This is a genomic window from Iodidimonas nitroreducens (assembly GCA_000710935.1).
Taxonomy (GTDB): domain Bacteria; phylum Pseudomonadota; class Alphaproteobacteria; order Sphingomonadales; family Rhodothalassiaceae; genus Iodidimonas; species Iodidimonas nitroreducens.
Genome location: BAYV01000014.1, coordinates 43,624 through 64,509, shown reverse-complemented (window position 1 = coordinate 64,509; position 20,886 = coordinate 43,624). Strand labels below are relative to the sequence as shown.

General features: G+C 56.4%; 24 protein-coding genes. 16 read left to right on the top strand and 8 right to left on the bottom strand.

The window, feature by feature from the left end; translation table 11 throughout:
- Positions 1-25: 25 nt before the first annotated feature.
- The 6 genes from AQ1_RS06985 (at position 26) to AQ1_RS06960 (ending at position 5,578) form a co-directional block, all read left to right on the top strand.
- Positions 26-898, top strand: coding sequence for an HpcH/HpaI aldolase/citrate lyase family protein (locus AQ1_RS06985; protein WP_042085746.1), 873 nt, complete (start codon positions 26-28; stop codon positions 896-898).
- A gap of 566 nt (positions 899-1,464) precedes the next feature.
- Positions 1,465-1,860 carry a succinate dehydrogenase, cytochrome b556 subunit gene (gene sdhC / locus AQ1_RS06980; RefSeq protein ID WP_042085818.1) on the top strand — a complete coding sequence of 132 codons (396 nt, stop codon included), beginning with the start codon at positions 1,465-1,467 and terminating at the stop codon, positions 1,858-1,860.
- Between the two features lie 14 nt (positions 1,861-1,874).
- The gene (gene sdhD, locus AQ1_RS06975; protein ID WP_042085744.1) at positions 1,875-2,258 is read left to right on the top strand and encodes a succinate dehydrogenase, hydrophobic membrane anchor protein; all 384 of its coding nucleotides are present in this window, start codon (positions 1,875-1,877) and stop codon (positions 2,256-2,258) included.
- A gap of 5 nt (positions 2,259-2,263) precedes the next feature.
- Positions 2,264-4,054, top strand: a complete 1,791-nt coding sequence (gene sdhA, locus AQ1_RS06970; protein ID WP_042085816.1) for a succinate dehydrogenase flavoprotein subunit — start codon at positions 2,264-2,266, stop codon at positions 4,052-4,054.
- Between the two features lie 36 nt (positions 4,055-4,090).
- Complete coding sequence (locus AQ1_RS06965) at positions 4,091-4,873, top strand: succinate dehydrogenase iron-sulfur subunit (RefSeq protein ID WP_042085814.1); 783 nt, start codon at positions 4,091-4,093, stop codon at positions 4,871-4,873.
- A gap of 72 nt (positions 4,874-4,945) precedes the next feature.
- A complete protein-coding gene (locus AQ1_RS06960) occupies positions 4,946-5,578 on the top strand; it encodes a septation protein A (RefSeq protein WP_081837144.1) in 633 nt (210 codons plus the stop codon).
- Positions 5,579-5,585: 7 nt separating this feature from the next.
- Here the strand turns inward: AQ1_RS06960 and AQ1_RS06955 are convergent, their stop codons facing one another.
- The 3 genes from AQ1_RS06955 to AQ1_RS06945 form a co-directional block, all read right to left on the bottom strand.
- Positions 5,586-5,876: a 4a-hydroxytetrahydrobiopterin dehydratase gene (locus AQ1_RS06955; RefSeq protein WP_042085742.1), complete on the bottom strand. Its 291-nt coding sequence runs from the start codon at positions 5,874-5,876 to the stop codon at positions 5,586-5,588.
- 61 nt (positions 5,877-5,937) lie between these two features.
- Positions 5,938-6,696, bottom strand: coding sequence for an NAD-dependent deacylase (locus AQ1_RS06950; protein ID WP_042085740.1), 759 nt, complete (start codon positions 6,694-6,696; stop codon positions 5,938-5,940).
- Between the two features lie 197 nt (positions 6,697-6,893).
- The gene (locus AQ1_RS06945; protein ID WP_042085810.1) at positions 6,894-7,664 is read right to left on the bottom strand and encodes an SDR family NAD(P)-dependent oxidoreductase; all 771 of its coding nucleotides are present in this window, start codon (positions 7,662-7,664) and stop codon (positions 6,894-6,896) included.
- Positions 7,665-7,761: 97 nt separating this feature from the next.
- Here AQ1_RS06945 and AQ1_RS06940 point away from each other — a divergent pair, with 97 nt between their 5' ends.
- The 7 genes from AQ1_RS06940 (at position 7,762) to AQ1_RS06910 (ending at position 13,204) form a co-directional block, all read left to right on the top strand.
- On the top strand, positions 7,762-8,259 hold the full coding sequence (locus tag AQ1_RS06940; protein ID WP_042085738.1) for a low molecular weight protein-tyrosine-phosphatase: 498 nt from the start codon (positions 7,762-7,764) through the stop codon (positions 8,257-8,259).
- A 76-nt stretch (positions 8,260-8,335) separates the two neighbouring features.
- Entirely contained in the window at positions 8,336-8,716 is a 381-nt protein-coding gene (locus tag AQ1_RS06935; RefSeq protein WP_042085736.1) for a VOC family protein, read from the top strand.
- A 50-nt stretch (positions 8,717-8,766) separates the two neighbouring features.
- The gene (ubiA, locus tag AQ1_RS06930) at positions 8,767-9,696 is read left to right on the top strand and encodes a 4-hydroxybenzoate octaprenyltransferase (RefSeq protein WP_462687114.1); all 930 of its coding nucleotides are present in this window, start codon (positions 8,767-8,769) and stop codon (positions 9,694-9,696) included.
- 107 nt (positions 9,697-9,803) lie between these two features.
- Positions 9,804-10,334, top strand: coding sequence for an inorganic diphosphatase (gene ppa / locus AQ1_RS06925; protein WP_042085734.1), 531 nt, complete (start codon positions 9,804-9,806; stop codon positions 10,332-10,334).
- A gap of 143 nt (positions 10,335-10,477) precedes the next feature.
- Positions 10,478-10,660, top strand: coding sequence for a hypothetical protein (locus AQ1_RS06920; RefSeq protein WP_150007131.1), 183 nt, complete (start codon positions 10,478-10,480; stop codon positions 10,658-10,660).
- A 110-nt stretch (positions 10,661-10,770) separates the two neighbouring features.
- The gene (locus AQ1_RS06915) at positions 10,771-11,652 is read left to right on the top strand and encodes a hypothetical protein (protein WP_042085730.1); all 882 of its coding nucleotides are present in this window, start codon (positions 10,771-10,773) and stop codon (positions 11,650-11,652) included.
- 40 nt (positions 11,653-11,692) lie between these two features.
- On the top strand, positions 11,693-13,204 hold the full coding sequence (locus AQ1_RS06910; RefSeq protein ID WP_042085806.1) for a UbiD family decarboxylase: 1,512 nt from the start codon (positions 11,693-11,695) through the stop codon (positions 13,202-13,204).
- A 156-nt stretch (positions 13,205-13,360) separates the two neighbouring features.
- On the opposite strand, the gene rpsU is transcribed toward AQ1_RS06910, so the two are convergent.
- Complete coding sequence (gene rpsU, locus AQ1_RS06905) at positions 13,361-13,567, bottom strand: 30S ribosomal protein S21 (RefSeq protein WP_042085728.1); 207 nt, start codon at positions 13,565-13,567, stop codon at positions 13,361-13,363.
- Positions 13,568-13,965: 398 nt separating this feature from the next.
- Between rpsU and AQ1_RS06900 the strand changes: the two genes are divergently transcribed.
- Positions 13,966-14,637, top strand: coding sequence for a COQ9 family protein (locus tag AQ1_RS06900; RefSeq protein ID WP_042085726.1), 672 nt, complete (start codon positions 13,966-13,968; stop codon positions 14,635-14,637).
- Here AQ1_RS06900 and AQ1_RS06895 read toward each other — a convergent pair.
- The 4 genes from AQ1_RS06895 to AQ1_RS06880 form a co-directional block, all read right to left on the bottom strand.
- Complete coding sequence (locus AQ1_RS06895) at positions 14,622-15,206, bottom strand: TetR/AcrR family transcriptional regulator (RefSeq protein WP_042085724.1); 585 nt, start codon at positions 15,204-15,206, stop codon at positions 14,622-14,624. The genes AQ1_RS06900 and AQ1_RS06895 overlap by 16 nt on opposite strands.
- A 127-nt stretch (positions 15,207-15,333) precedes the next feature.
- Positions 15,334-16,101 (bottom strand): Bax inhibitor-1/YccA family protein, encoded by a 768-nt coding sequence (locus tag AQ1_RS06890; protein WP_042085722.1) that lies wholly within the window; start codon positions 16,099-16,101, stop codon positions 15,334-15,336.
- A 130-nt stretch (positions 16,102-16,231) separates the two neighbouring features.
- Positions 16,232-18,766 carry an ABC transporter permease gene (locus tag AQ1_RS06885; RefSeq protein ID WP_042085720.1) on the bottom strand — a complete coding sequence of 845 codons (2,535 nt, stop codon included), beginning with the start codon at positions 18,764-18,766 and terminating at the stop codon, positions 16,232-16,234.
- Entirely contained in the window at positions 18,763-19,482 is a 720-nt protein-coding gene (locus AQ1_RS06880) for an ABC transporter ATP-binding protein (protein WP_081837150.1), read from the bottom strand. The genes AQ1_RS06885 and AQ1_RS06880 overlap by 4 nt, the downstream gene beginning before the upstream one ends.
- A gap of 115 nt (positions 19,483-19,597) precedes the next feature.
- Here AQ1_RS06880 and AQ1_RS06875 point away from each other — a divergent pair, with 115 nt between their 5' ends.
- Both AQ1_RS06875 and thpR read left to right on the top strand, forming a co-directional pair.
- A complete protein-coding gene (locus AQ1_RS06875; RefSeq protein ID WP_042085716.1) occupies positions 19,598-20,287 on the top strand; it encodes an arylesterase in 690 nt (229 codons plus the stop codon).
- Between the two features lie 15 nt (positions 20,288-20,302).
- Complete coding sequence (thpR, locus tag AQ1_RS06870; RefSeq protein WP_042085715.1) at positions 20,303-20,863, top strand: RNA 2',3'-cyclic phosphodiesterase; 561 nt, start codon at positions 20,303-20,305, stop codon at positions 20,861-20,863.
- The last annotated feature ends 23 nt before the right edge of the window (positions 20,864-20,886 follow it).

Here is a 20,886-nt window from a genome sequence, read left to right as displayed (position 1 = left end):
CTTACCCCATAAAGGATTGATGCTTATGCCTGCCGCCACCCGCCCCCGTCGGTCCATTCTGTATATGCCGGGATCAAACAGCCGTGCCCTGCAAAAGGCGCGGTCGCTCCCCTGTGATGGGCTCATTCTCGATCTCGAGGATGCCGTCTCCCCCACCGCCAAGGATGAGGCCCGCCAGCAGGTGCGGGCCGCCCTCAATGCCGGGGGCTATGGCGAACGCGAACTGGTGGTGCGGATCAATGCCCTTGACAGCGATTGGGGGCACGAAGACCTTGAGGCCCTGCCCCAAAGCACGCTCGATGCCATTTTGCTGCCAAAGGTAAGCACGCCGGATCAGATCAACGATCTGGAACAGCGGATGAATGCGCTGGGCTATGCCCCCGATTGCGCCATCTGGGCGATGATGGAAACGCCTTTGGGAATTTTGAATGCCCAAAGCCTTGCTGCCAGCACCCCCAGATTGGCCTGTTTCGTGATGGGCACCAATGATCTGGCCAAGGACCTGCGGCTGCCCCCCGATGCCGATGAAGCGGCTTTTGCCACCAGCTTTGGCCTGTCTCTGCTGGCGGCGCGGGCTTATGATCTGGCGATCATCGATGGGGTTTATGGGGCGCTTGATGATGGGGATGGCTTCCGCCGGGCCTGCGGCAAGGCAGCGGCCTTGGGCTTTGACGGCAAAACTTTGGTGCATCCGCGCCAGATCGATCCCGCCAATGAGATTTTCCGGCCCTCAGCCGACGCCATCGAAAAAGCGCGGGCGATGGTGGATGCCTGGGCAGAGGCCGAAGCCGCGAACAAGGGCGTCGCCGTGCTGGATGGCAAGATGATCGAGCTTTTGCATGTACAAGCCGCCAAACGCCTCCTCGCCCTCGATGACGCCATCACCGCCCGGGGGTAGAAGATTTTCCGCCGAAGGCCCGCGTCACCCCGGCCCACAAATATCGTCATTCCGGGCTTGACCCGGAATCCACCTCGTGAAGAGCAGAGCGTGCCAAAGATGGATCCCGGCTCAGCGGCGCACCCCTTCGGTCTGCCCCGCGTCCGGGATGACGTGAGGTGTTTGCGTTTGATATAAATTCGTCACCCCGGGCGGAGACCCCCCTTTTTCGTCACCCCGGCCCACAAATATCGTCATTCCGGGCTTGACCCGGAATCCACCTCGTGAAGGGCTGAGCACGCCAAAGAATGGATTCCGGGTCAAGCCCGGAATGACGAAAAAAATAGGGCCGGAATATCGAAAAAAGTCCGGAGCGACACCGGAAAATAAGGCAGGATTTTGATCCTCACGCATTCGCGCCTTGCGTCACCCCCAGCAAGCCATTAAACACGGATGCGATGACGTTGAGGCGTTATCGCGCCTGCACTTCACCCATAAGATGCGCGTCATTTGATCGCGTATCTTATCTCGCCAATGCCGCGTAATGTCTTTCATTATGAGACCACATGCTGATCGGGAGGCTATCGATGGCCAGCACAGAACGTCCGTTATCGCCGCATCTGCAAATCTGGCGCTGGGGCTTGCATATGGGCCTGTCCATCGCCCATCGCACCACCGGCATCGGCAATGCGGTGGGGGCCCTGCTTTTGGTCTGGGGCTTTTATGCTCTGGCCAGCGGCCCCGAAGCCTTTGCCGGATTTCATGATTTTCTGACCAGCCTGTTGGGTCGGTTGGTGCTGTTTGGCGTCACCTTTTCCGTGATGCTGCATCTGTGCACCGGGGTGCGCCATTTGATCATGGATACAGGCCGGGGGCTGGAGATTGCATCCAATCGGCGCATCGGCATTCTGGCCATTCTGGCCGCCATCGCGCTGACTTTGGGCCTATGGGCGGGCGCCTATGGCTTTGCCGGTGCTTTATAAGGGAGACTGAGGCCATGACAAAATTTCGGACACCGATTTCCAAGGTCCGGGGGCTTGGCTCTGCCCGGTCCGGCGCGCATCATTGGTGGCATCAGCGGATCACGGCGGTGGTCAATCTGTTTCTGGTTTTATGGTTTGCGGCCTCGGTGATGACCCTGGCCGGCGCCGATTATGCCACCATCATCTGGTGGGTGCGCGATCCTATCGTCAGTGTTTTGCTGGTGCTTTTGATTGGCAGCCTGTTTTACCATTTCCGTTTGGGTGTGCAGATCGTGATCGAAGATTATGTGCATGATGAAGGCACGAAAAAGATCAGCCTTCTGGCGCTCACTTTCGCCACCCTTGCTTTGGCTTTGGCTGGCATTCTGTCTGTTCTCAAAATATCTTTCGGGGGATGAGTTTGATGTCCGCTGCCTATCCGATCATTGATCATAAATTTGATGCCGTGGTGGTTGGCGCCGGGGGTTCCGGCCTGCGCGCAACCATGGGGATTTCTCAGGCCGGCCTTAAAACCGCCTGCATCACCAAGGTTTTTCCCACCCGCTCGCACACCGTGGCGGCGCAGGGCGGGATTGCCGCCGCCCTTGGCAATATGGGCGATGATACATGGCAATGGCATGCCTATGATACGGTGAAGGGATCGGATTGGCTGGGCGATCAGGACGCCATCGAATATCTGTGCCGCGAAGCGCCCAAAGCGGTTTATGAGCTGGAACATTTCGGCGTGCCTTTTTCCCGCACCGAGGAAGGCAAGATCTATCAGCGCGCCTTTGGCGGCATGACCACGAAATATGGCGAAGGCCCCCCCGCCCAGCGCACCTGCGCTGCCGCTGATCGCACCGGCCATGCCATGCTCCATGCGCTGTATCAGCAAAGCCTGAAGAACAAGACCGATTTTTTCATCGAATATTTTGCCATCGATCTGATCATGGACAAGGACGGCCAATGCCGGGGTGTGATCGCCCTCTGCCTTGAAGATGGCACGATCCATCGCTTTCAATCCCATGCTGTGGTGCTGGCCACCGGCGGCTATGGCCGGGCCTTTTTCTCGGCCACATCGGCCCATACCTGCACCGGCGATGGCGGCGGCATGGTGCTGCGCGCGGGCCTTGGGCTTCAGGATATGGAATTTGTGCAATTCCATCCCACCGGGGTTTATGGCGCGGGCGTGCTGATCACCGAAGGGGCGCGGGGCGAAGGCGGCTATCTCACCAATTCCAAGGGCGAACGCTTTATGGAGCGCTATGCCCCTTCGGCCAAGGATCTGGCCAGCCGCGATGTGGTTTCCCGCTCGATGGCACAGGAAATCCGCGAAGGCCGGGGCGTGGGCGAGGAAGGCGATCATATGCATCTGCATCTCGATCATCTCGATCCGGCCATTCTGGCCGAGCGCCTGCCCGGCATTTCGGAATCCGCCAGGATTTTCGCAGGGGTGGATGTGCGCAAAGAGCCAATCCCCGTGGTGCCTACCGTGCATTATAATATGGGCGGCATTCCCACCAATTATCATGGCGAGGTGATCAATCCTGCCGCCGATGATCCTGATCGGGTGGTGCCGGGGCTGTTTGCAGTGGGTGAAGCGGCCTGCGTTTCAGTGCATGGGGCGAACCGGCTTGGCTCCAATTCCCTGATTGATCTTGTGGTCTTTGGCCGGGCCACGGCCTTCCGAGTTGCGGAAACGGTGAAAGCCAACACAAACCACATGCCCCTGCCCGCCGATCACGCCGAACAGGCGCTGGGGCGGCTTGATCATTTCCGCAATGCCAAGGGTGGATCGCCCACCGCTGATGTGCGCCTGCATATGCAAAAAACCATGCAGGCTAATTGCGGCGTTTTCCGCACCGAAGAGGTTTTGCGAGAAGGCAAGGGCAAGATGGACGAGGTTTATGCCCGGATGAGCGATCTGCATGTCACGGATCGCTCGCTGATCTGGAATTCCGATCTCATCGAAACGCTGGAGCTTGATAATCTCATCGGGCAGGCGATGGTCACCATGCATTGTGCTGAAAATCGTCATGAATCGCGCGGCGCGCATATGCATGAGGATTATCCCAAGCGCGATGATCAAAACTGGATGAAACACACGGTGGCGCGCTTTGATGATGGCAAGGTGGCCATCGATTATCGCCCGGTGCATGATTATACGCTGTCGGATGAATTTGAATATGTAAAGCCAAAGGAACGGGTTTACTGAACCGCGATCTGGCTTTGGCTTGATGAGGATATGACCATGGCGAAATTCACATTGCCGAAAAATTCCAAAGTAAACAAAGGCAAGCATGTGCCTGCGCCCGAAGGGGCGAGCAATGTGCGCACGCTGCATGTTTACCGCTATGATCCCGATAGCGGCGAAAATCCGCGGATCGATAGCTATGGCCTTGATCTTGATAAATGCGGGCCGATGGTTCTGGATGCGCTGATCAAGATCAAGAACGAGGTGGATACCACCCTCACTTTCCGGCGTTCCTGCCGCGAAGGGGTGTGTGGCTCCTGCGCCATGAACATCAATGGCACCAATACCCTTGCCTGCACCCTTTCCCTTGATGATGTGAAGGGCGATGTGGTGATCCACCCTCTGCCCCATATGCCGATCATCAAGGATCTGGTCCCTGATATGGGCAATTTCTATGCCCAATATGAATCCATCGAGCCCTGGCTGAAAACCGTTTCCCCCGATCCGGCGGGCAGCGAACGCCTGCAATCCCATGAAGATCGCAGCAAGATCGATGGCCTTTATGAATGTATTTTATGCGCCTGCTGCTCCACAGCCTGCCCCAGCTATTGGTGGAATTCCGATCGCTATCTGGGCCCGGCGGCTTTGTTGCAGGCCTATCGCTGGATTGCCGATAGCCGCGATGAAATGACGGGCGAGCGTCTCGATGATCTGGAAGATCCTTTCCGGCTTTATCGCTGCCACACCATCATGAATTGCACCAATGTGTGCCCCAAGGGGCTGAATCCTGCCAAAGCCATTGCGGAAATCAAGAAGCTGGTTGCCGAGCGCCAAGGTTGATAAGAGGGTTGATAAGGGGCCGCACGCCCTTTATCCGCCCCATAGGCAAGCCGCGAAAGCCCAAAGGACCACATGACCGAACCCACATCATCTAAACCAGCAACGCGGCCCAAAGAAACAACGCGGCCCAAAGCCACGGCCCGACAACGTTTCCTGACCGAGCTTGGCCCGCTTCTGGTGTTTTTCATCGTGAATTGGCAGGCCGATATCTTTGCCGCCACCGGGGCTTTCATGGTGGCGATGGTGGCCGCCATGGCTTATAGCTGGCACAGCACCCGGCATATCGCGCCGATGATGTGGGTTTCCACCGTTCTGGTGGTGGTGTTTGGCGGGCTGACCTTATGGCTGCATGATGAAACCTTCATCAAATTAAAGCCCACCATCATTTATCTCATCTTTGCCAGCATTCTGTTGACCGGGCTGTGGTCGGGGCGGATTTTCCTGCGCACGGTTCTGGGGGCTGCCTTTCCGCCCCTCACGGATCGGGGCTGGGTTCTGCTCACCCGAAACTGGGCGTTGTTCTTCATCGGTATGGCCGTGCTCAATGAAGCGGTGTGGCGCAATGTATCCACCGATCATTGGGTGATGTTCAAAACCTTTGGCGCCATCCCCCTCACCTTTATTTTTGCGATTGCGCAAACCCCCGTGGTCACCCGCCACCAGCCCGAAGGCGCGCAGATCGATCCAAAATCGTCAGAGGATTGAGCGGCTATCAGCCCGCCCATTCATCCATTTTTTTGGCCATGGCGATATCGCGTTCGGAAACCCCATCGGCATCATGGGTGGAAAGGGTGACCTCTACCCGATTATACACATTGAACCATTCCGGGTGATGGTCCATTTTCTCGGCCAACAGCGCCACCCGGCTCATGAAGCCAAAGGCCGCATTGAAATCCTTGAACTGAAAGCTTTTATGGATGGCATTGCGCCCGTCCTTGTCGGCCCATCCTGCCAGATCGGCGATCGCCTGGCTCCGCTCATCCCCGCTCAGTGCCGTTATCATAATTCATTCCTTTTGATTGGAAGCATTCCGGGCGGCAAATTGGGCGAAACCGGCGCCGGGTTCAAGCCCCCCTTGCCTTTTTATAGCGTGCCAAAAGATCCGCGATGAAAGCAGGTACGATGGTCGCCGCCGGTCCCTGATGGCTTTCATCGAAAAAATCATGGTTTTCCGATGGCTCCAGATTCAGTTCCACCGTGCGCACCCCCAAAGTGCGGGCCAGACGCACCAAACCCGCTGCGGGATAAACCGATCCCGATGTGCCGATGGATATAAACAGATCGGCCCGCGCCATAGCGGCATCAATGGCATCCAGATGAAAAGGCACCTCGCCAAACCACACGATACGCGGGCGCAGGGAAGAGTGCCCGCAGGCGATACAGACATCTTCGCTGCCCAGATCGCGATGCCAGGGAAACACCGCCGCACAAGCCTCGCAGCGGGCTTTTAAAAGCTCCCCATGCATATGCAAAACGGATCGACTGCCCGCCCGTTCGTGCAGATCATCTACATTCTGGGTGATGAGGGTGAGCCCGCCACCCATCCCGACCTCAAGTTCGGCTTCAAGATCGACAAGGGCATGATGGGCGGCATTGGGCGCCACCCTTTGCAGCTCAGCCCGGCGCTGATTATAGAAATAATGCACCAATTGCGGATTTTTGATGAAGCCTTCCGGCGTTGCCACATCCTCGATCCGGTGATTGGCCCATAAACCCCCGGCATCACGAAAAGTGCCAAGACCGCTTTCGGCGGAAATTCCGGCCCCGGTCAGGACCACCACATGACGGGGCAATGAATTATCCTTTTTTTGATTGTAATTCATTTCTTATTCATGCCTTGCCCTTAGACTAACAACTACGGAGTCGTTTCTTTTAGGAATGTCCCCGCATTGTTTGTTTCACGTCTTCATATTTTGATGAAGCGTGATGACAGAGATCCCCTCCAAACTCTGGGGCAGTTTTTGTGGCATCGCCCAAAGCTGCCCTTTTTTTTATGCTGTATTTTTATGCGCGATCCCCTTCAAGGCGCAATGGCTTTGCCATCCCATGCAAAGCACCCCCCGCTGTCATCGGGCTTCAGGCCATCCAGCACATCGAGCAACCATCCCGCCGAATCATCGGCGCTGAATAATTTTGCCGCAGGCACCTGGCTTTGAAAGGGGGCAGAAAGGTGACTATCCACCGTGCCGGGATGGAGACCCACACACAGCGCCTGATCGTTTTTCCGCGCCAATTCGATGGCAAGGGAGCGAATCATCATGTTCAAAGCCGCTTTGGCCGCGCGATAGCTATACCATCCCCCCAGATGATTATCGGAAATGCTGCCCACCCGCGCCGAAAGGGCTGCAAAAGCCACCCGCCGATCACGCGGCAAAAGCGGCAGCATATGTTTTGCCACCAAAGCCGGGCCCATGGCATTGATGGCAAAAGACTGCGCCATCGCCTGAGGGGCCAGCATCCGCCAGCTTTTTTCGGGTGAAAGCCCCTTGGCATCATGCAAAAGCCCGGTGGCGCATAAAATCACATCAAGGCCCGCCGCATCATCCCTGATCGCCTGCGCCGCCTTGGCGATGCTGCTTTCATCCTCCAGATCGAGAAACAATGCCCGCTTTTTGCCATCCTGGAGCCGTTCATCGCCATCATTCTCATGCCGCCGAGAGAGCGCAAATATCCGCCCCACATGGGGGCTTTGCTCCAGATGCCGGATAAAGGCCGAACCCAAAGCCCCATGGGCGCCGATGACCGCCACCCGCAGATTGTCGCCAAATGTTGCCAATGGCTTTGCAATCATGGCCAACTCCCTTTTATTGCAAGCCGTCTTTTACGTATGATCATGATCGGGTCGATCACCATCCGCGCGATCATCGTCAGCAATCAAAGGAGCACCCATGATTGGGGTTTTATTCATATGCATGGGCAATATCTGCAGATCCCCCATGGCCGAAGGGATTTTTCGCGCCCGCTTGGAGGCGTCAGGCCTTTCCAAACAGGATCGCGCGCTGATCCAGATCGATTCGGCTGGCACCTTGGGCTATCATGCCGATAGCCCCCCCGATCGCCGGGCCATTGCCCTCGCCAAAAGCCGGGGCATCGATATCAGCGGGCAGCGGGCGCGGAAGGTGAGCGCGCAGGATTTCAAACGCTTCGATTATCTGCTGGCCATGGATCGCGATAATCTGCACATCCTTCAGGATATGGCCCCCGAGGGGCTTTCTCATCGGGCTTCGCTGATCTTATCTTTTGCCCCCGATGTGGCGCTTGATGAAGTGCCCGATCCCTATTATGGCGGCGAACAGGGCTTTTTGCGCTGCTATCAGCTCATTGATGAAGCGGCGGCAGGTTTTCTCGACCATCTGATCGCCCATCATTTCCCCAAACATCTTTGAGCCGATCATCAGGCTTGCGGAAAGCTGCTTTCCCCATGATAGTCGGCACAGCTTTAATCAAAAAAAGGATGATGCGATGATTGGCTATGTAACGGTGGGGACCAAAGATCTTGAAAAAGCCGCCGCTTTTTTCGATGCCCTTTTGGCGCTCAAAGGCGGCAGCAGGCTCATGCAAACGGATCGGGTGATCGCATGGCGCGGCAAAAATCCGCAGGATTGCGGCTTTGGCATTGCTCTGCCCCAGGATGGCAATCCGGCCAGCGTGGGCAATGGCGTGATGGTTGCCATCGAAGCGGCATCCCCTCAGGAAGTGGATGCGATCTACAAAAAGGCACTGGAATTGGGCGGTACGGATGAAGGCGCGCCGGGCGAACGGATGCCGGGCTTTTATGCCGGCTATTTCCGCGATCTGGATGGCAATAAATTCAATGCGTTTCACATGAATATGGGCGGATGAAGCCTTGACAGCGCGGCCCCTTGGGGCGCTTTCTTGGCGCCATGAAGGATATGGCAAAAACACCCGATAGTGTGGTTGGCTGGGTGGGGCACATGCCCCGCGCGGCCCGCCCCTATCTGCGCCTGATGCGGGCGGATCGTCCGGCGGGTTTCTGGCTTTTGATGTGGCCGTGTCTGTGGTCGGTGGCTTTTGTTCTCAGCCCGCTCGATGCCGATTTCTGGCCCCTTTGCGCATTGTTTCTGGTTGGCTCCATCGTGATGCGCGGGGCGGGCTGCACCTGGAACGATATCGTTGACCGAAAGCTCGACAGCGCCGTGGCCCGCACGGCCCTGCGGCCCATTCCGGCGGGCGAAGTGCGGGTGTGGCAGGCGCTTTTATTTGCGGCGTTCCTCAGCCTCATCGGGCTGCTGGTCCTGCTCAGCTTCAATCGCTTTGCCATTTGGCTGGGGGTTTTGTCCCTGCTGCCGGTCAGCCTTTATCCCTTTGCCAAGCGGATCACCTATTGGCCGCAGGCGGTTTTGGGCCTCACCTTCAATTGGGGGGCGCTGATGGGCTGGGCGGCGGTCACCGGCTCCTTGTCGGCGGCGCCCCTGCTGCTCTATGCGGGCTGCCTGTTCTGGACCCTGGGCTATGATACGATCTATGCCCATCAGGATACCGCCGATGATGCCATTATCGGGGTCAAATCCTCCGCCCTTAGATTGGGGGATCGCTCGCCTTTGGCCATTGCCCTTTTCTATGCCGTTTTTTGGGGCGCAACGCTGATAGCGGGCCTGATCGCCGGATTGGGCTGGGGCTGGCTGCCGGGCCTCATGCTGCTGGGGCTGCATCTGGGCTGGCAGGTCATCCGCCTTGATATTCACGATCCGGCGCGCTGCCTCAGCCTTTTTCGGGCCAATAGCGTGGTGGGTTGGATTGTGTTTTTATCGGCCATGGCCGGGCAAATGACCGGGCCATTGCCCAATCTTTCTATCTTCTGATCCCCCATCTGGCGATTTTCGCCTTGTCGCAGTGCAGCATGTCGGCTAGGAGCATGAAGGGCCGCCACAGGCCGGATCGCCTTGAAACCAGACAGGAGTTGTGTGACGTGGATCTTTCCAAAATCTCGATGGGTGTCAATCCGCCATGGGATATCAATGTCATCGTGGAAGTGCCGGTGGGATCAGAGCCGGTGAAATATGAGCTTGATAAAGCATCAGGCGCCCTTTTTGTGGACCGTATCCTGCACACTGCCATGCGCTATCCCTGCAATTATGGCTTTATGCCGCATACTTTGGCCGAAGATGGCGATCCCACCGATATTCTGATCGCCAATCGCACCCCGATCATGCCCGGTGCCGTTGTTCGCTGCCGCCCCATCGGGGTGCTCGAAATGGAAGATGATGGCGGGATCGATGCCAAAATCCTCGCCTTGCCTGTTGATAAACTCCACCCTTTTCATAAGGGCGTGAAAAGCTATCGCGAATTGCCACAGATCACTTTGGACCAGATCGCTCATTTCTTTGAGCATTATAAAGATCTGGAAGAGGGTAAATGGACCAAGATCAAAGGCTGGCAAGACGCGGACATCGCCGCCAAAATCATCGAGGACTCGATCAAGCGCTATCGGGAAAATTAAAGAAATCCCTTCGGTTATAGGCGATCCCATGATGATGGGTCGCCTCTGCCAGCCCCCGAAAATCTTGACATTCTGCCTTTGTCAACTTATGTCTTGGGCCGTAGGCTCGGTTTCGTTCACAGATTCCATGTGGGGATATGACCATGCGCTCTTATACGGGTTCAGGCGTTCTGGCCTTATATAGTGATCCTCGCTTCCGGGATTACATTATTGATCGCGTTGATCTTTATATGAAAGAAAAAGAAGAAGGCCTGAACAAAGGGCAGTCTGCTTTCGTTGATCGCAATGATGACCGGAATAAGGATGCCGAGGCCATAGCTGATTGATAGCCCCATCGGTTGAGCGGTTTTATCACCCCCTTATGCATCAAAATCCATAAGCAAAACACGATATCCCGGTTTCTAAAACGGGTAAAGCATATGAGAAAGGCTTTATCATGGCTTTGGCCCTGCCGACCTTTCTCCTGTTCATACTGATCTTGCCCGGCATTATTTTCAAAAATGCCTATAATACCATCCATGGGGAAGCGATCAAAAAGAACCCTCTATCCGCCAGCTTTATCAATGCCGTTTTGTCGGCGGCGATTTTTCACATATTTTTCTTGCTCCTCATCTGTAATCTGCCAATTTTTCCCGAACCTGACCTCCCCCGCTTTTTTTCTGTAATTGCGGGCAATCGCGATTTCATCCCCACTTCAGACGAAAGCTGGATTTTCCTAGGTTATATGTTTGCTGTCATCACAGCAGCTTATATCTGCGGCACCCTGATCCGGAACCTGGTCGATAACTTATATCTCGAATATGCCGCGCTTCGGTTTAACCCATTTTTTGCGGATGGACGCTGGGACGTTAATCTGAGAGGGCCTATTTTGGATGAAGTCACTACATATGAAGAGCTAAAATCTCATGTGAGCTACCAAAACAAAAAAATATCAGAAATTTATAATTATGAAGATTTTTTAAAAAACAAAAGAAATGACAACGAAAATTTTAAAAATATATGGACTATAATTAAGGATCAAAAATATAATATATTCTCAATAGCAATAATAGAAATTGAAATAATCAATAATGATAAAATATTTGCATATAGCGGAATTGTAACGGATTTTAAGACCGACGATTCTGGTGAGTTGTTGTATATTGTCCTTGAGAACCCCCACAAAAAATCAATGGATAATCCTTTTGCAAAATTTGAGCCTATTCAAGCAGATAGATTCCAGTTGAATTGCACCCATCTGATCAGCGCCAAAATCGACTATGAAAATTTTTTAGATCAAATCCTGAAACCTTTTGCAGCTGACCAGAAAAACGCCTGATATTTTTTCATCCTGCCATCCCCAAGCAAAAAGACAGCTTATGCCCTTCAAATCCCTGCGCGATTTCATCGATCATCTGGAACAAAGCGGCGATCTGGTTCGCATCAGCGAGCCGGTGTCCACCCATCTTGAGATGACCGAGATTCAAACCCGGGTGATTGCCGAAGGCGGCCCGGCCATTTTATTCGAGCATGTGCGCAATCCCGATGGCAGCCGCGCCGAGATGCCGGTGCTGGTCAATTTATATGGCACCGTGGCGCGGGTGGCCGGAGCCATTGGCCGCACCCCCGATCAATTGCGTGAGGTGGGGGAGACCCTTGCCTTCCTGCGCCAGCCCGAGCCGCCCAAAGGGATCCGGCAGGCATGGGATCTGCTGCCTTTGGCCCGACAGGTTCTGGCCATGCGCCCCAAATCGGTCAAACAGGCCCCGTGTCAGGAGATCATTTTAACCGGTGATCAGATCGATCTGGGCCGTCTGCCCATTCAGGGCTGCTGGCCGGGGGAACCGGCCCCCCTCATCACCTGGCCCCTGATCGTGACCAAAGGCCCCAGTGACAAGGCGGAAGACAATTTCAATCTGGGCATTTACCGGATGCAAAGACTGGATCAGCGGCGCACCCTGATGCGCTGGCTGAAGCATCGCGGCGGGGCCCAGCAATATGATCGCTGGGCGCGGGATAAACGCGCGCCTTTGCCCGCAGCCGCCGTTATCGGGGCCGATCCCGGCACCACATTGGCCGCCGTGACCCCGGTTCCCGATACGCTTTCGGAATATCAGTTTGCCGGGCTTTTGCGGGGCAAGCCGGTGGAGCTTGTGGATTGCAAAACCATTCCCTTAAAGGTGCCGGCCCATGCCGAAATCATTCTTGAGGGCCATGTTAGCCTTGATGAGCATGGCGATGAGGGGCCTTATGGCGATCATACCGGCTATTATAATTCGGTGGAGCCCTTTCCGGTTTTTACCATCAGTGCCATCACCATGCGGCGCAATCCGATCTATCTTTCCACCTATACCGGCCGTCCGCCTGATGAACCCAGCGTGCTCGGCGAAGCCCTGAACGAAGTGTTCATCCCCCTTATTCGCCAGCAATTCCCGGAAATCACCGATTTCTGGCTGCCGCCTGAGGGCTGTTCCTATCGGATTGCCGTGGTGAGCATGAAGAAGGCTTATGCGGGCCATGCCAAACGGGTGATGATGGGGGTTTGGTCTTATCTGCGCCAGTTCATGTACACCAAATTCGTGATCGTGGTGGATGATGATATCGATGCCCGCTCCTGGCCGGATGTGATCTGGGCGATGTCAACCCGGATGGACCCGGTGCGCGATAGCACCCTGATCGAAGGCACGCCCATCGATTATCTTGATTTCGCCTCACCCGTTTCGGGATTGGGTGGCAAGATCGGTTTTGATGCCACCAATAAGCTCCCCGGGGAAACGAACCGCGAATGGGGGCGCGAAATCGCCATGGATCGCGAGATCATTGATCGGGTGACGGAAAAATGGGAAAGGCTGGGCCTGCCCGGCTCTGGCAAGCCGATCTGGAAGGGCTGAGGAAAGCCTCATCCCTTGCCAACCCTTTTGATTCGCCACTCTTGATTCAACCTGCTTGATAAAAAACAAAAAAGCCGCACACCCACAGGCTATCCGGCAAGGGATAGGCAATGGGACAGCGGCTTTTTTTAAATGACGGAGAGCGCGTGCGGGTTTTTACCGCACACCATCGCGTTCGGCACGCTTGCGCTCAAGCTTGCGGGCGCGGCGCACAGCGGCGGCCTGCTCACGAGCGCGGCGTTCTGATGGCTTTTCATAAAAGCGACGCAGCTTCATTTCACGATACACACCTTCGCGCTGCAGCTTCTTTTTGAGCGCGCGCAGGGCCTGATCAACATTATTGTCCCGTACCGAAACTTGCATGTGGTCGTTCTCTCCTGTCTTTGACTCTGATCTTCAACTTCAAACCGATCTGCGATCGATGCGCAGGGCGGATCGAAATATCTGATCGCCTAAAGGGTTCATCTGAATAGTGGTGACAGCCATCAAGACGGATCATGCGATCCAAAATCCCAAGGCCACCCGAAACGCCCGCCCGCGATAGCAGAGGCAGCCACCAAGAACAAGCCAGATTGCACCGGATGCAAAAAATAACCACCCATGGGCCAAGAGGCGGGAAAGCCCCGGCGCATCGATGGACTTGCATTCATCATCTTATGCGGCACTCTATCACAGGATGCCCGCTATGGTAAGGGGGTGAATGGCTTGCGAGACCAAGGGCACAAAGCTACACTGCCCGCTTGATACTGGAAAGGCAGACAATGACCAGCGCAGACGACCGAATACCGCAGGAATGGCGCGATGATCTGGTGGAAGCGATCATGATCCACGCCGCTTTCGATGGCTGGACATGGGCGGCGATGAACCGGGCCGGGACGGAGCTTGGATTGACGCAAGGCTTCGTGCGGCTGGTATTCCCCGGCGGACCGCTGGAGGCCATCGATCATATGATGCGCCGGGCTGATCGCCTGATGCTGGACGAGTTGGAACGCCGCGCTGCCGATCCCGATGGCATGGATCAGCGGATCAGAGCTCGCATCACCGCCGCCATCCGCATCCGATTCGAGCAGGCCGCGCCCCATCGCGAAGCCGTGCGCCGGGCGCTGGGGGTTTTGGCCCTGCCCCAGAATGCCGCCCTATCAGCGAAAAGCCTGTGGCGCACCGTGGATGTGATCTGGCATGCCTTGGGGGATCGCTCCACCGATTATAATCACTATACCAAGCGGGCAACGCTGGCTGCGGTTTATTCCTCATGCCTGCTGGTGTGGATCGCTGATGATTCCGAAGATTGTGCCGAGACATGGGCGTTTCTCGACCGTCGGATCGAAAATGTGATGCAGTTTGAAAAGCTGAAGGCGCAATGGCGCAAAAGCACCGACAATCTGCCGTCCCTCACCCGCTTTTTGGGGCGTCTGCGCTATCCCGTGCGCTGACGCGCTGCCAAAAGGGCGGCAATTCTGGCTTCCTGATGGGCGATGGCCTCCATAAAAACCGAAGGATCATCAAGGCCCCGGGCCAGCACCAGCCCGCCTTCCATCGCCACCAGAATATCAAGTGCCAGGCGCGTGGCGTGCGCAGGCTTCAACCCGCCGCGCACCAGACAATCAGCCATGCAATCCCGCCAGCCAATAAAATGGCCGCTGATCAGCCGGGGAAAGCGTTCATGGCTGCCTTCCAGCGCAAAAGCCCCGATCAGGCAGATCCTGCGGCCCTCATCGAAATGGCGGCGCATGGCCTCAAACATCAGGCCAAAGGCCGCCAAGGGCGGATGATCGCCCCCCAGATGGTGCAGGATATCGACAGTGGTGGCTTCATCCAAAGCGCGCAAAACCGCCAGAGCCATCTCTTCCTTGCCACCCGGAAAAGCATAATAAAGGCTGCCCTTGCCAAGGCCGGTGGCGGCGGTAATGCGCGAAAGGCTTGCCCCTTCATAGCCATAATGGCGAAAAACATCCGCCAATCGGGCAATCAGCTCTGATCGATCAAAAGAGCGGCTGGCCAAACATCATTCCTTTCCGTCTCATTTCAAAAATCTTCGACACAAAAAACTTGGGCGCAAAAAACCCGGCCTGTTTCCAGACCGGGTTGATCAGTGTGTATTGCAATCTCAAAGCCCATCAAATCAGAGCTTAGCTGCGGGATGTACCCATGAAGCGCAGCAAAAACAGGAAGAGATTGATGAAATCGAGATAGAGATTAAGCGCCCCCATGATCGCATGTTTGGAAGCAACCGCATGATCATGGCCAATCTGGTAATAAAGATTGCGCAAGCGCTGGGTATCATAAGCCGTAAGACCGGCAAAAATCAGCACGCCGCCCGCCGAGATCACGAAATCAAGCATCGATGATCCCATGAACATATTGACGAGCATGGCAATGAACAATCCGATCAGGCCCATGAACAGGAACTTGCCCATGGCGCTCAGATCCCGCTTGGTGGTGTAGCCATAAAGGCTGAGCGCGCCAAAGGTGGCGGCGGTCACGAAAAAGGTGCGGGCGATGGATGCACCTGTATAGGTGAAAAAGATCGACGACAAGGACAAGCCCATCACCGCCGCAAAAGCCCAGAACAGGCCCTGCGCCGCGCTGGCTGATAATTTATTGATCCCAAACGACATCACCAGCACAAAGCCAAGGGGGGCAAAGGTAACGATCCAGCCAAGCCCGGTCATCCCGGCAATGGCAGGGCCCTGCGCCGTGGGCACGATATTGTAAAGCAATTCCTGAATGGCAGGAACGCGATAGGTGAGCATCGCCATGATCCCGGTCAGCAGCACGCCGCCGGTCATGTAATTGTAAATCTGCAGCATGAAGGCCCGTAAGCCCGCATCCACATCGGCCTTGGACCGCGTATCAGCCTGACCCGGCGCGTAATTTCGTTCAAATCTTTCGACCATCTGCTCGCCTCATCCTTATATAAACGGGTGCGATTTAGGATTAGCATAAATATCGGCGTCCTGCCCCCCCAGTTCAAGCAAAAGCGGACAAAAATCGTCATATCCAATCGGGAACGCCCAAAGATCGCCATCAGGCCGCCCGCAAAAGGCGCGCCGGGCGCACCGAAAGCGCCGACCATGTGCTGAAAAGGCCGAAAATGACAGTGATCGCCATGCTGAAAACAGCGATGATCACCATCGGCCAAAGCATCAGCACAAAATTGATCTTGAGAACATAAGCAATCACCAGATAACCGCCAAAGCCCCCAAGCAACAGCGCCACGAAAGCGGTGACGCTGCCCAAAAGGATATATTCCAGAATATAGGCCCGCAGGATATTCGGCCTTGTGGCCCCCAGAACCTTCATCACCACGCTATCATAAACCCGATTGCGATAGCCCGCCGCCATCGCCCCGGCCAGAACCAGAATGCCGGCAAAGATGGTGACCGCTGCCATCGCCCGTACCGCCGCTGCCACAGTGCCTAAAATATCGCTGACCGATTGCAGCACATCCTTGATTCGCACCGCCGTGACATTGGGAAACTGATCGGTCAGCCTGCGATAGGCCAGTGCTTCGGCCTCGCCGGGGGCTTCCAGGGTCGCCATATAGCTGTGGGGCGCGCTTTTCAGCGTATGGGGATCGAACAGAATCACGAAATTGAATTGCAGGCTGCCCCATTCCAGTTCGCGCAAGGATGCGATTTCAGCTTCGATCTCACGCCCCAGAATCGATAAGGTCATCCGATCGCCCACCCCGATACCCAGTTCGCGGGCTTCTTCGGCAGAAAAGGAAATCAGCGGCGGCCCCTGATAATCGGCAGCCCACCATTCGCCCGCCACCAGCTTATTCTCCTCAGGCAGATCAACGGCATAGCTCAAGCTGCGATCCCCGCGCAAAACCCATCCCGATCCCTCGCTGGTATCCCAGTCTTCAGCGGGCGTTTCGTTGATTTTGGTGATCGTACCGCGCAGGGATGGCACGGCTTCCAGCCCATCCACACCGGGAATATCCCGGGCGGCCGAAACGAAATCATCATATTGCCAGGGCTGAATATCCACGAAAAAAAAGGCCGGGGCATTTTGCGGAATCTGACCATTGACCTCGCGCGTCATATTGCCTTCCACCAGCGCCATCATCACAAACAGGGTAAGCCCCAGCCCCAAAGACACCACCACCGGCCCGGTGGCGGCCCCGGGGCGATGCAGATTGGCAATCGCCAGCCGCAATCCCGGGGAATGAACCCGGGGCACCAGCGCTGCCAGCCTTGCCACCAGCGCGCCCGCCCCGCGCAGCACCAAAAGCGAAACACCCGCCGCCAGAATAAATCCGCCCGCCAAAAGCCGTTCTTCGGAAAACAGCATCCCGGCCGCGATGATCAACACAATCGAGACCACGAGCATCAACAGATACACCGGCCGCAAGCGGCTGGCCTGATCGGCCACCATGGTCCGAAACAGGCGCTGGGCGGGAATATCCCGCGCCCGCCCCAAAGGCCAGATGGCAAAGGCAAAAGTGATCAGATAGCCATAGATCACCGCACTGAACAAAGGCGCGGCATAAAAACCGAATAAGGGCGGCACCGGCAGCCGATCACTGATGAAATCCTGCAATAAAAAGGGCAATCCCGCACCAATTGCCAAACCCGCCAGCACCGCAATGCTGGCCAGGGCCATCACCTGCACCAGATAAATCGCAAAGATCATCCAGCCGGTGGCCCCCAAAACCTTTAAGGTGGCGATGGTATCGGATTTGCGATCAAGATAGGCGCGCACCGCATTGCCAACCCCCACACCCCCCACCAAAAGGGCGGTAAGCCCCACAAGGGTGAGAAAGCTGCCCATCTGATCGATGACCCGGCGAATATTGGGGGCGGAATTATCCCGGGTGCGAATCCGCCAGCCCGCCCCATCATGTGTGCTGCGCGCCTCTTTCTCCCATGCCTTGATATCAATATCCGGCGCCATGCGCAGCTTATACACATAAGTGACAAGGCTGCCCGGCTGGATCAGCCCGGTTTGGGGCAAAGCCCCCAGATCAAAGATCGCCGCCGGGCCAAGCTCGAAACCGAAATTGGCGCGATCGGGTTCATTGGTGATGAAGGCGCGCAATTCAAAATCCACGCCGCCCAATCTGATGATCCCCCCCAGATCGAGATCAAGGCGGGTGGCCAAGGTTTCATCCACCGCAATCCCCCATTGGCCATCGCGCGGACCAAAAAGCCCCTGATGATCCATCTGCGGGCTGGTTTCTAATGCGCCATAATGCGGATAAGCAGCATCCACGGCGCGAAATTCCACCAAAGTGCGCTGATCGGTTGCCGGCGCAAAGGCATTGGTCCGCCCGCGCACCGAGCGCGAAATCTGCCCCTGCGCTTTGATCCACTCTTGTTGCTCGGCGGTAAAATCCTGATGCTGGCTGCGGATTTCGGCATCCCCCGCCAGCAGAACCCGCCCCTGATCGGCCATGCCCGCCAATAAAGCCGCACTTAATGAGCCCACCCCCGCAATCGCCGCGATACCCAAAATCAGACAGGCGAGAAATATGCGGAAGCCCGAGAGACCTTCGCGCAATTCCCGCAGCATCAGGCGGAAAACCAGGGGCGTGGATGGGGAGCGGCTGATCATTGTGCGGCCTCGTGCTTGATGGTCGCTTTGCTGCTCTCGTCACCAACGATCAGGCCATCCGCCATCCGCACGATCCGATCACAGCGCCGGGCCAGATGCTGATCATGGGTCACCAGCACCAGACTGGTGCCCCGGGCCAGATGCTGCGCAAACATCAGATCGATGATGGTGGAACCGGTTTTGGTATCCAGATTGCCCGTGGGTTCATCGGCAAATAAAATCGCCGGATCGGGGGCCATGGCCCGGGCCAGCGCCACCCTTTGCTGTTCGCCCCCTGATAATTGCGCCGGATAATGATCCAGCCGATGCCCAAGCCCCACCTGCTCCAGCTCGGTTTCGGCCCGCGCAAAGGCATCGCGCCGCCCGGCCAATTCCAAAGGCACCGCCACATTTTCAAGGGCCGACATGGTGGGGATCAGATGAAAAGCCTGCAAAACAATCCCGATCCGCTGACGACGATGCAGGGCCAGCGCATCTTCATCAAGATGGGTGAGATCGAGCCCATCCACCTCGACCCGGCCATGGCTCACCTGCTCCAGCCCGCTCATCACCGCCATCAGGGTGGATTTGCCCGATCCCGATGGCCCAACAATGCCAAGGGTGGTGCCTTCATCGATGGCCAGATCAATGCCGCGCAGGATATGAACCGGTCCGGCGGCGCTGTTCAATGTCAGTTCAACATTTGAGAGATTGATTATCTGACGTGGCAACGCCATCTTTTTCTCCATGACCATATTTTATGATAAAAACCCGTCTGCCGTCTTCGCCGCCATCATGCCCCGAAAGGCGCGCCCAAGGCCAGTGCCGAGATATCCCTTCATCCCATTCGCGATGAGGCTGCTGCTCGGATCACTGCTTGCAGCCCTTTCCCTGCTCACACCCGCTTGGGCGGGGCAGGCGGGAAAGCCCGCGTTCGGTGCAGATCAAAACACCGAAACCATCATCATCGGATTTGGCGACAGCCTGATGGCGGGCTATGGCCTCGCCCCCGGGCAGGGCTTTACTGGCCAGCTTGAGCGCCGCCTCGATCAGGACTGTGATCAGCCGGTCAGCGTGATCAATGCCGGGGTTTCAGGCGATACCAGCACCGGCGGGCGATCCCGGCTCGATTGGGCTTTATCCGCCCTTGATGGCAAAACCCCGGATCTGGTGATTTTGGAACTGGGGGCCAATGATGCCTTGCGCGGGATCGCGCCCGAAATCACCCGCGATAATCTCGATGCCCTGATCACCGATATCAAAAGCCGGGGTATTCGGGTTTTGCTGGCGGGAATGCTGGCCCCACCCAATATGGGGGCGGATTATCAGGATCGCTTCAACAGCCTGTTCCCCGCTTTGGCGAAAAAACATGATGTGGTTTTCTATCCCTTTTTCCTTGATGGCGTGGCGGCCGATCCCGCACTTAATCTTGATGATGGCATCCACCCCACCGCCGAGGGCATTGGGATCATGGTGGATCGGATCCTACCCTTTGTGAAAAAGGCCCTCGACCGCCCGGCCCCGACAGGCGCGCAACTCTGAAAGGGGTGTTATGTCATGATCAGATTATTTGCCGGGATTGCGATCCCTCAGCCGATCAAACAATCCCTCACCCTTTTGCGGGGGCCAATCGATGGCGCGCACTGGGTAGCGGATGAAAATCTCCACATTACCTTGCGCTTTATCGGCACCCTCGATCCCCCCTTGGCCGAAGATGTGGCCATCAGCCTTGGCACTGTGCGGTTTGAAAGCTTTTCCCTCACCCCTTGCGGGGTCGGCCTTTTTGGCACGCCGGAAAAACCGCGTCTGCTTTATGTGGGGATCGAAAAGGATGAAGCCCTGCAAAAGCTGCATCAAACCATCGACCGGCGCCTGGTGGATCTGGGCCTTTCCCCCGAAAACCGCACTTACACCCCCCATATCACTCTGGCCCGGATGAAGGGGCGATCCCGGCGGGTAGCGAATTATCTCAATGATCACAGCCTTTTTAAAGCCCCGGCCTTCGCAGTCAGCCGGATAACCCTGTTCCAAAGCCATCCCGGCCCGCATTATCAGCCGGTAGCGGATTTTCCTGCCATCGATGCCACACCCGATCCGGGGTCAGGCTTGATGGATTGAGGCAGGTGCTGATCAAACCGCAA

Bases quoted from the DNA above. Each gene is read 5' to 3' on its own strand.
- AQ1_RS06955 (WP_042085742.1), bottom strand. From the start codon at position 5,876: ATGATAACGGCACTGAGCGGGGATGAGCGGAGCCAGGCGATCGCCGAT.
- AQ1_RS06945 (WP_042085810.1), bottom strand. From the start codon at position 7,664: ATGATTGCAAAGCCATTGGCAACATTTGGCGACAATCTGCGGGTGGCG.
- AQ1_RS06875 (WP_042085716.1), top strand. From the start codon at position 19,598: ATGAGGCTGCTGCTCGGATCACTGCTTGCAGCCCTTTCCCTGCTCACA.
- AQ1_RS06935 (WP_042085736.1), top strand. From the start codon at position 8,336: ATGATTGGCTATGTAACGGTGGGGACCAAAGATCTTGAAAAAGCCGCC.
- AQ1_RS06965 (WP_042085814.1), top strand. From the start codon at position 4,091: ATGGCGAAATTCACATTGCCGAAAAATTCCAAAGTAAACAAAGGCAAG.
- AQ1_RS06900 (WP_042085726.1), top strand. From the start codon at position 13,966: ATGACCAGCGCAGACGACCGAATACCGCAGGAATGGCGCGATGATCTG.
- AQ1_RS06960 (WP_081837144.1), top strand. From the start codon at position 4,946: ATGACCGAACCCACATCATCTAAACCAGCAACGCGGCCCAAAGAAACA.
- ubiA (WP_462687114.1), top strand. From the start codon at position 8,767: ATGGCAAAAACACCCGATAGTGTGGTTGGCTGGGTGGGGCACATGCCC.
- thpR (WP_042085715.1), top strand. From the start codon at position 20,303: ATGATCAGATTATTTGCCGGGATTGCGATCCCTCAGCCGATCAAACAA.
- AQ1_RS06880 (WP_081837150.1), bottom strand. From the start codon at position 19,482: ATGGCGTTGCCACGTCAGATAATCAATCTCTCAAATGTTGAACTGACA.
- rpsU (WP_042085728.1), bottom strand. From the start codon at position 13,567: ATGCAAGTTTCGGTACGGGACAATAATGTTGATCAGGCCCTGCGCGCG.
- AQ1_RS06890 (WP_042085722.1), bottom strand. From the start codon at position 16,101: ATGGTCGAAAGATTTGAACGAAATTACGCGCCGGGTCAGGCTGATACG.
- AQ1_RS06985 (WP_042085746.1), top strand. From the start codon at position 26: ATGCCTGCCGCCACCCGCCCCCGTCGGTCCATTCTGTATATGCCGGGA.
- AQ1_RS06940 (WP_042085738.1), top strand. From the start codon at position 7,762: ATGATTGGGGTTTTATTCATATGCATGGGCAATATCTGCAGATCCCCC.
- AQ1_RS06950 (WP_042085740.1), bottom strand. From the start codon at position 6,696: ATGAATTACAATCAAAAAAAGGATAATTCATTGCCCCGTCATGTGGTG.
- AQ1_RS06915 (WP_042085730.1), top strand. From the start codon at position 10,771: ATGGCTTTGGCCCTGCCGACCTTTCTCCTGTTCATACTGATCTTGCCC.
- sdhD (WP_042085744.1), top strand. From the start codon at position 1,875: ATGACAAAATTTCGGACACCGATTTCCAAGGTCCGGGGGCTTGGCTCT.
- AQ1_RS06920 (WP_150007131.1), top strand. From the start codon at position 10,478: ATGCGCTCTTATACGGGTTCAGGCGTTCTGGCCTTATATAGTGATCCT.
- AQ1_RS06885 (WP_042085720.1), bottom strand. From the start codon at position 18,766: ATGATCAGCCGCTCCCCATCCACGCCCCTGGTTTTCCGCCTGATGCTG.
- AQ1_RS06910 (WP_042085806.1), top strand. From the start codon at position 11,693: ATGCCCTTCAAATCCCTGCGCGATTTCATCGATCATCTGGAACAAAGC.
- sdhC (WP_042085818.1), top strand. From the start codon at position 1,465: ATGGCCAGCACAGAACGTCCGTTATCGCCGCATCTGCAAATCTGGCGC.
- sdhA (WP_042085816.1), top strand. From the start codon at position 2,264: ATGTCCGCTGCCTATCCGATCATTGATCATAAATTTGATGCCGTGGTG.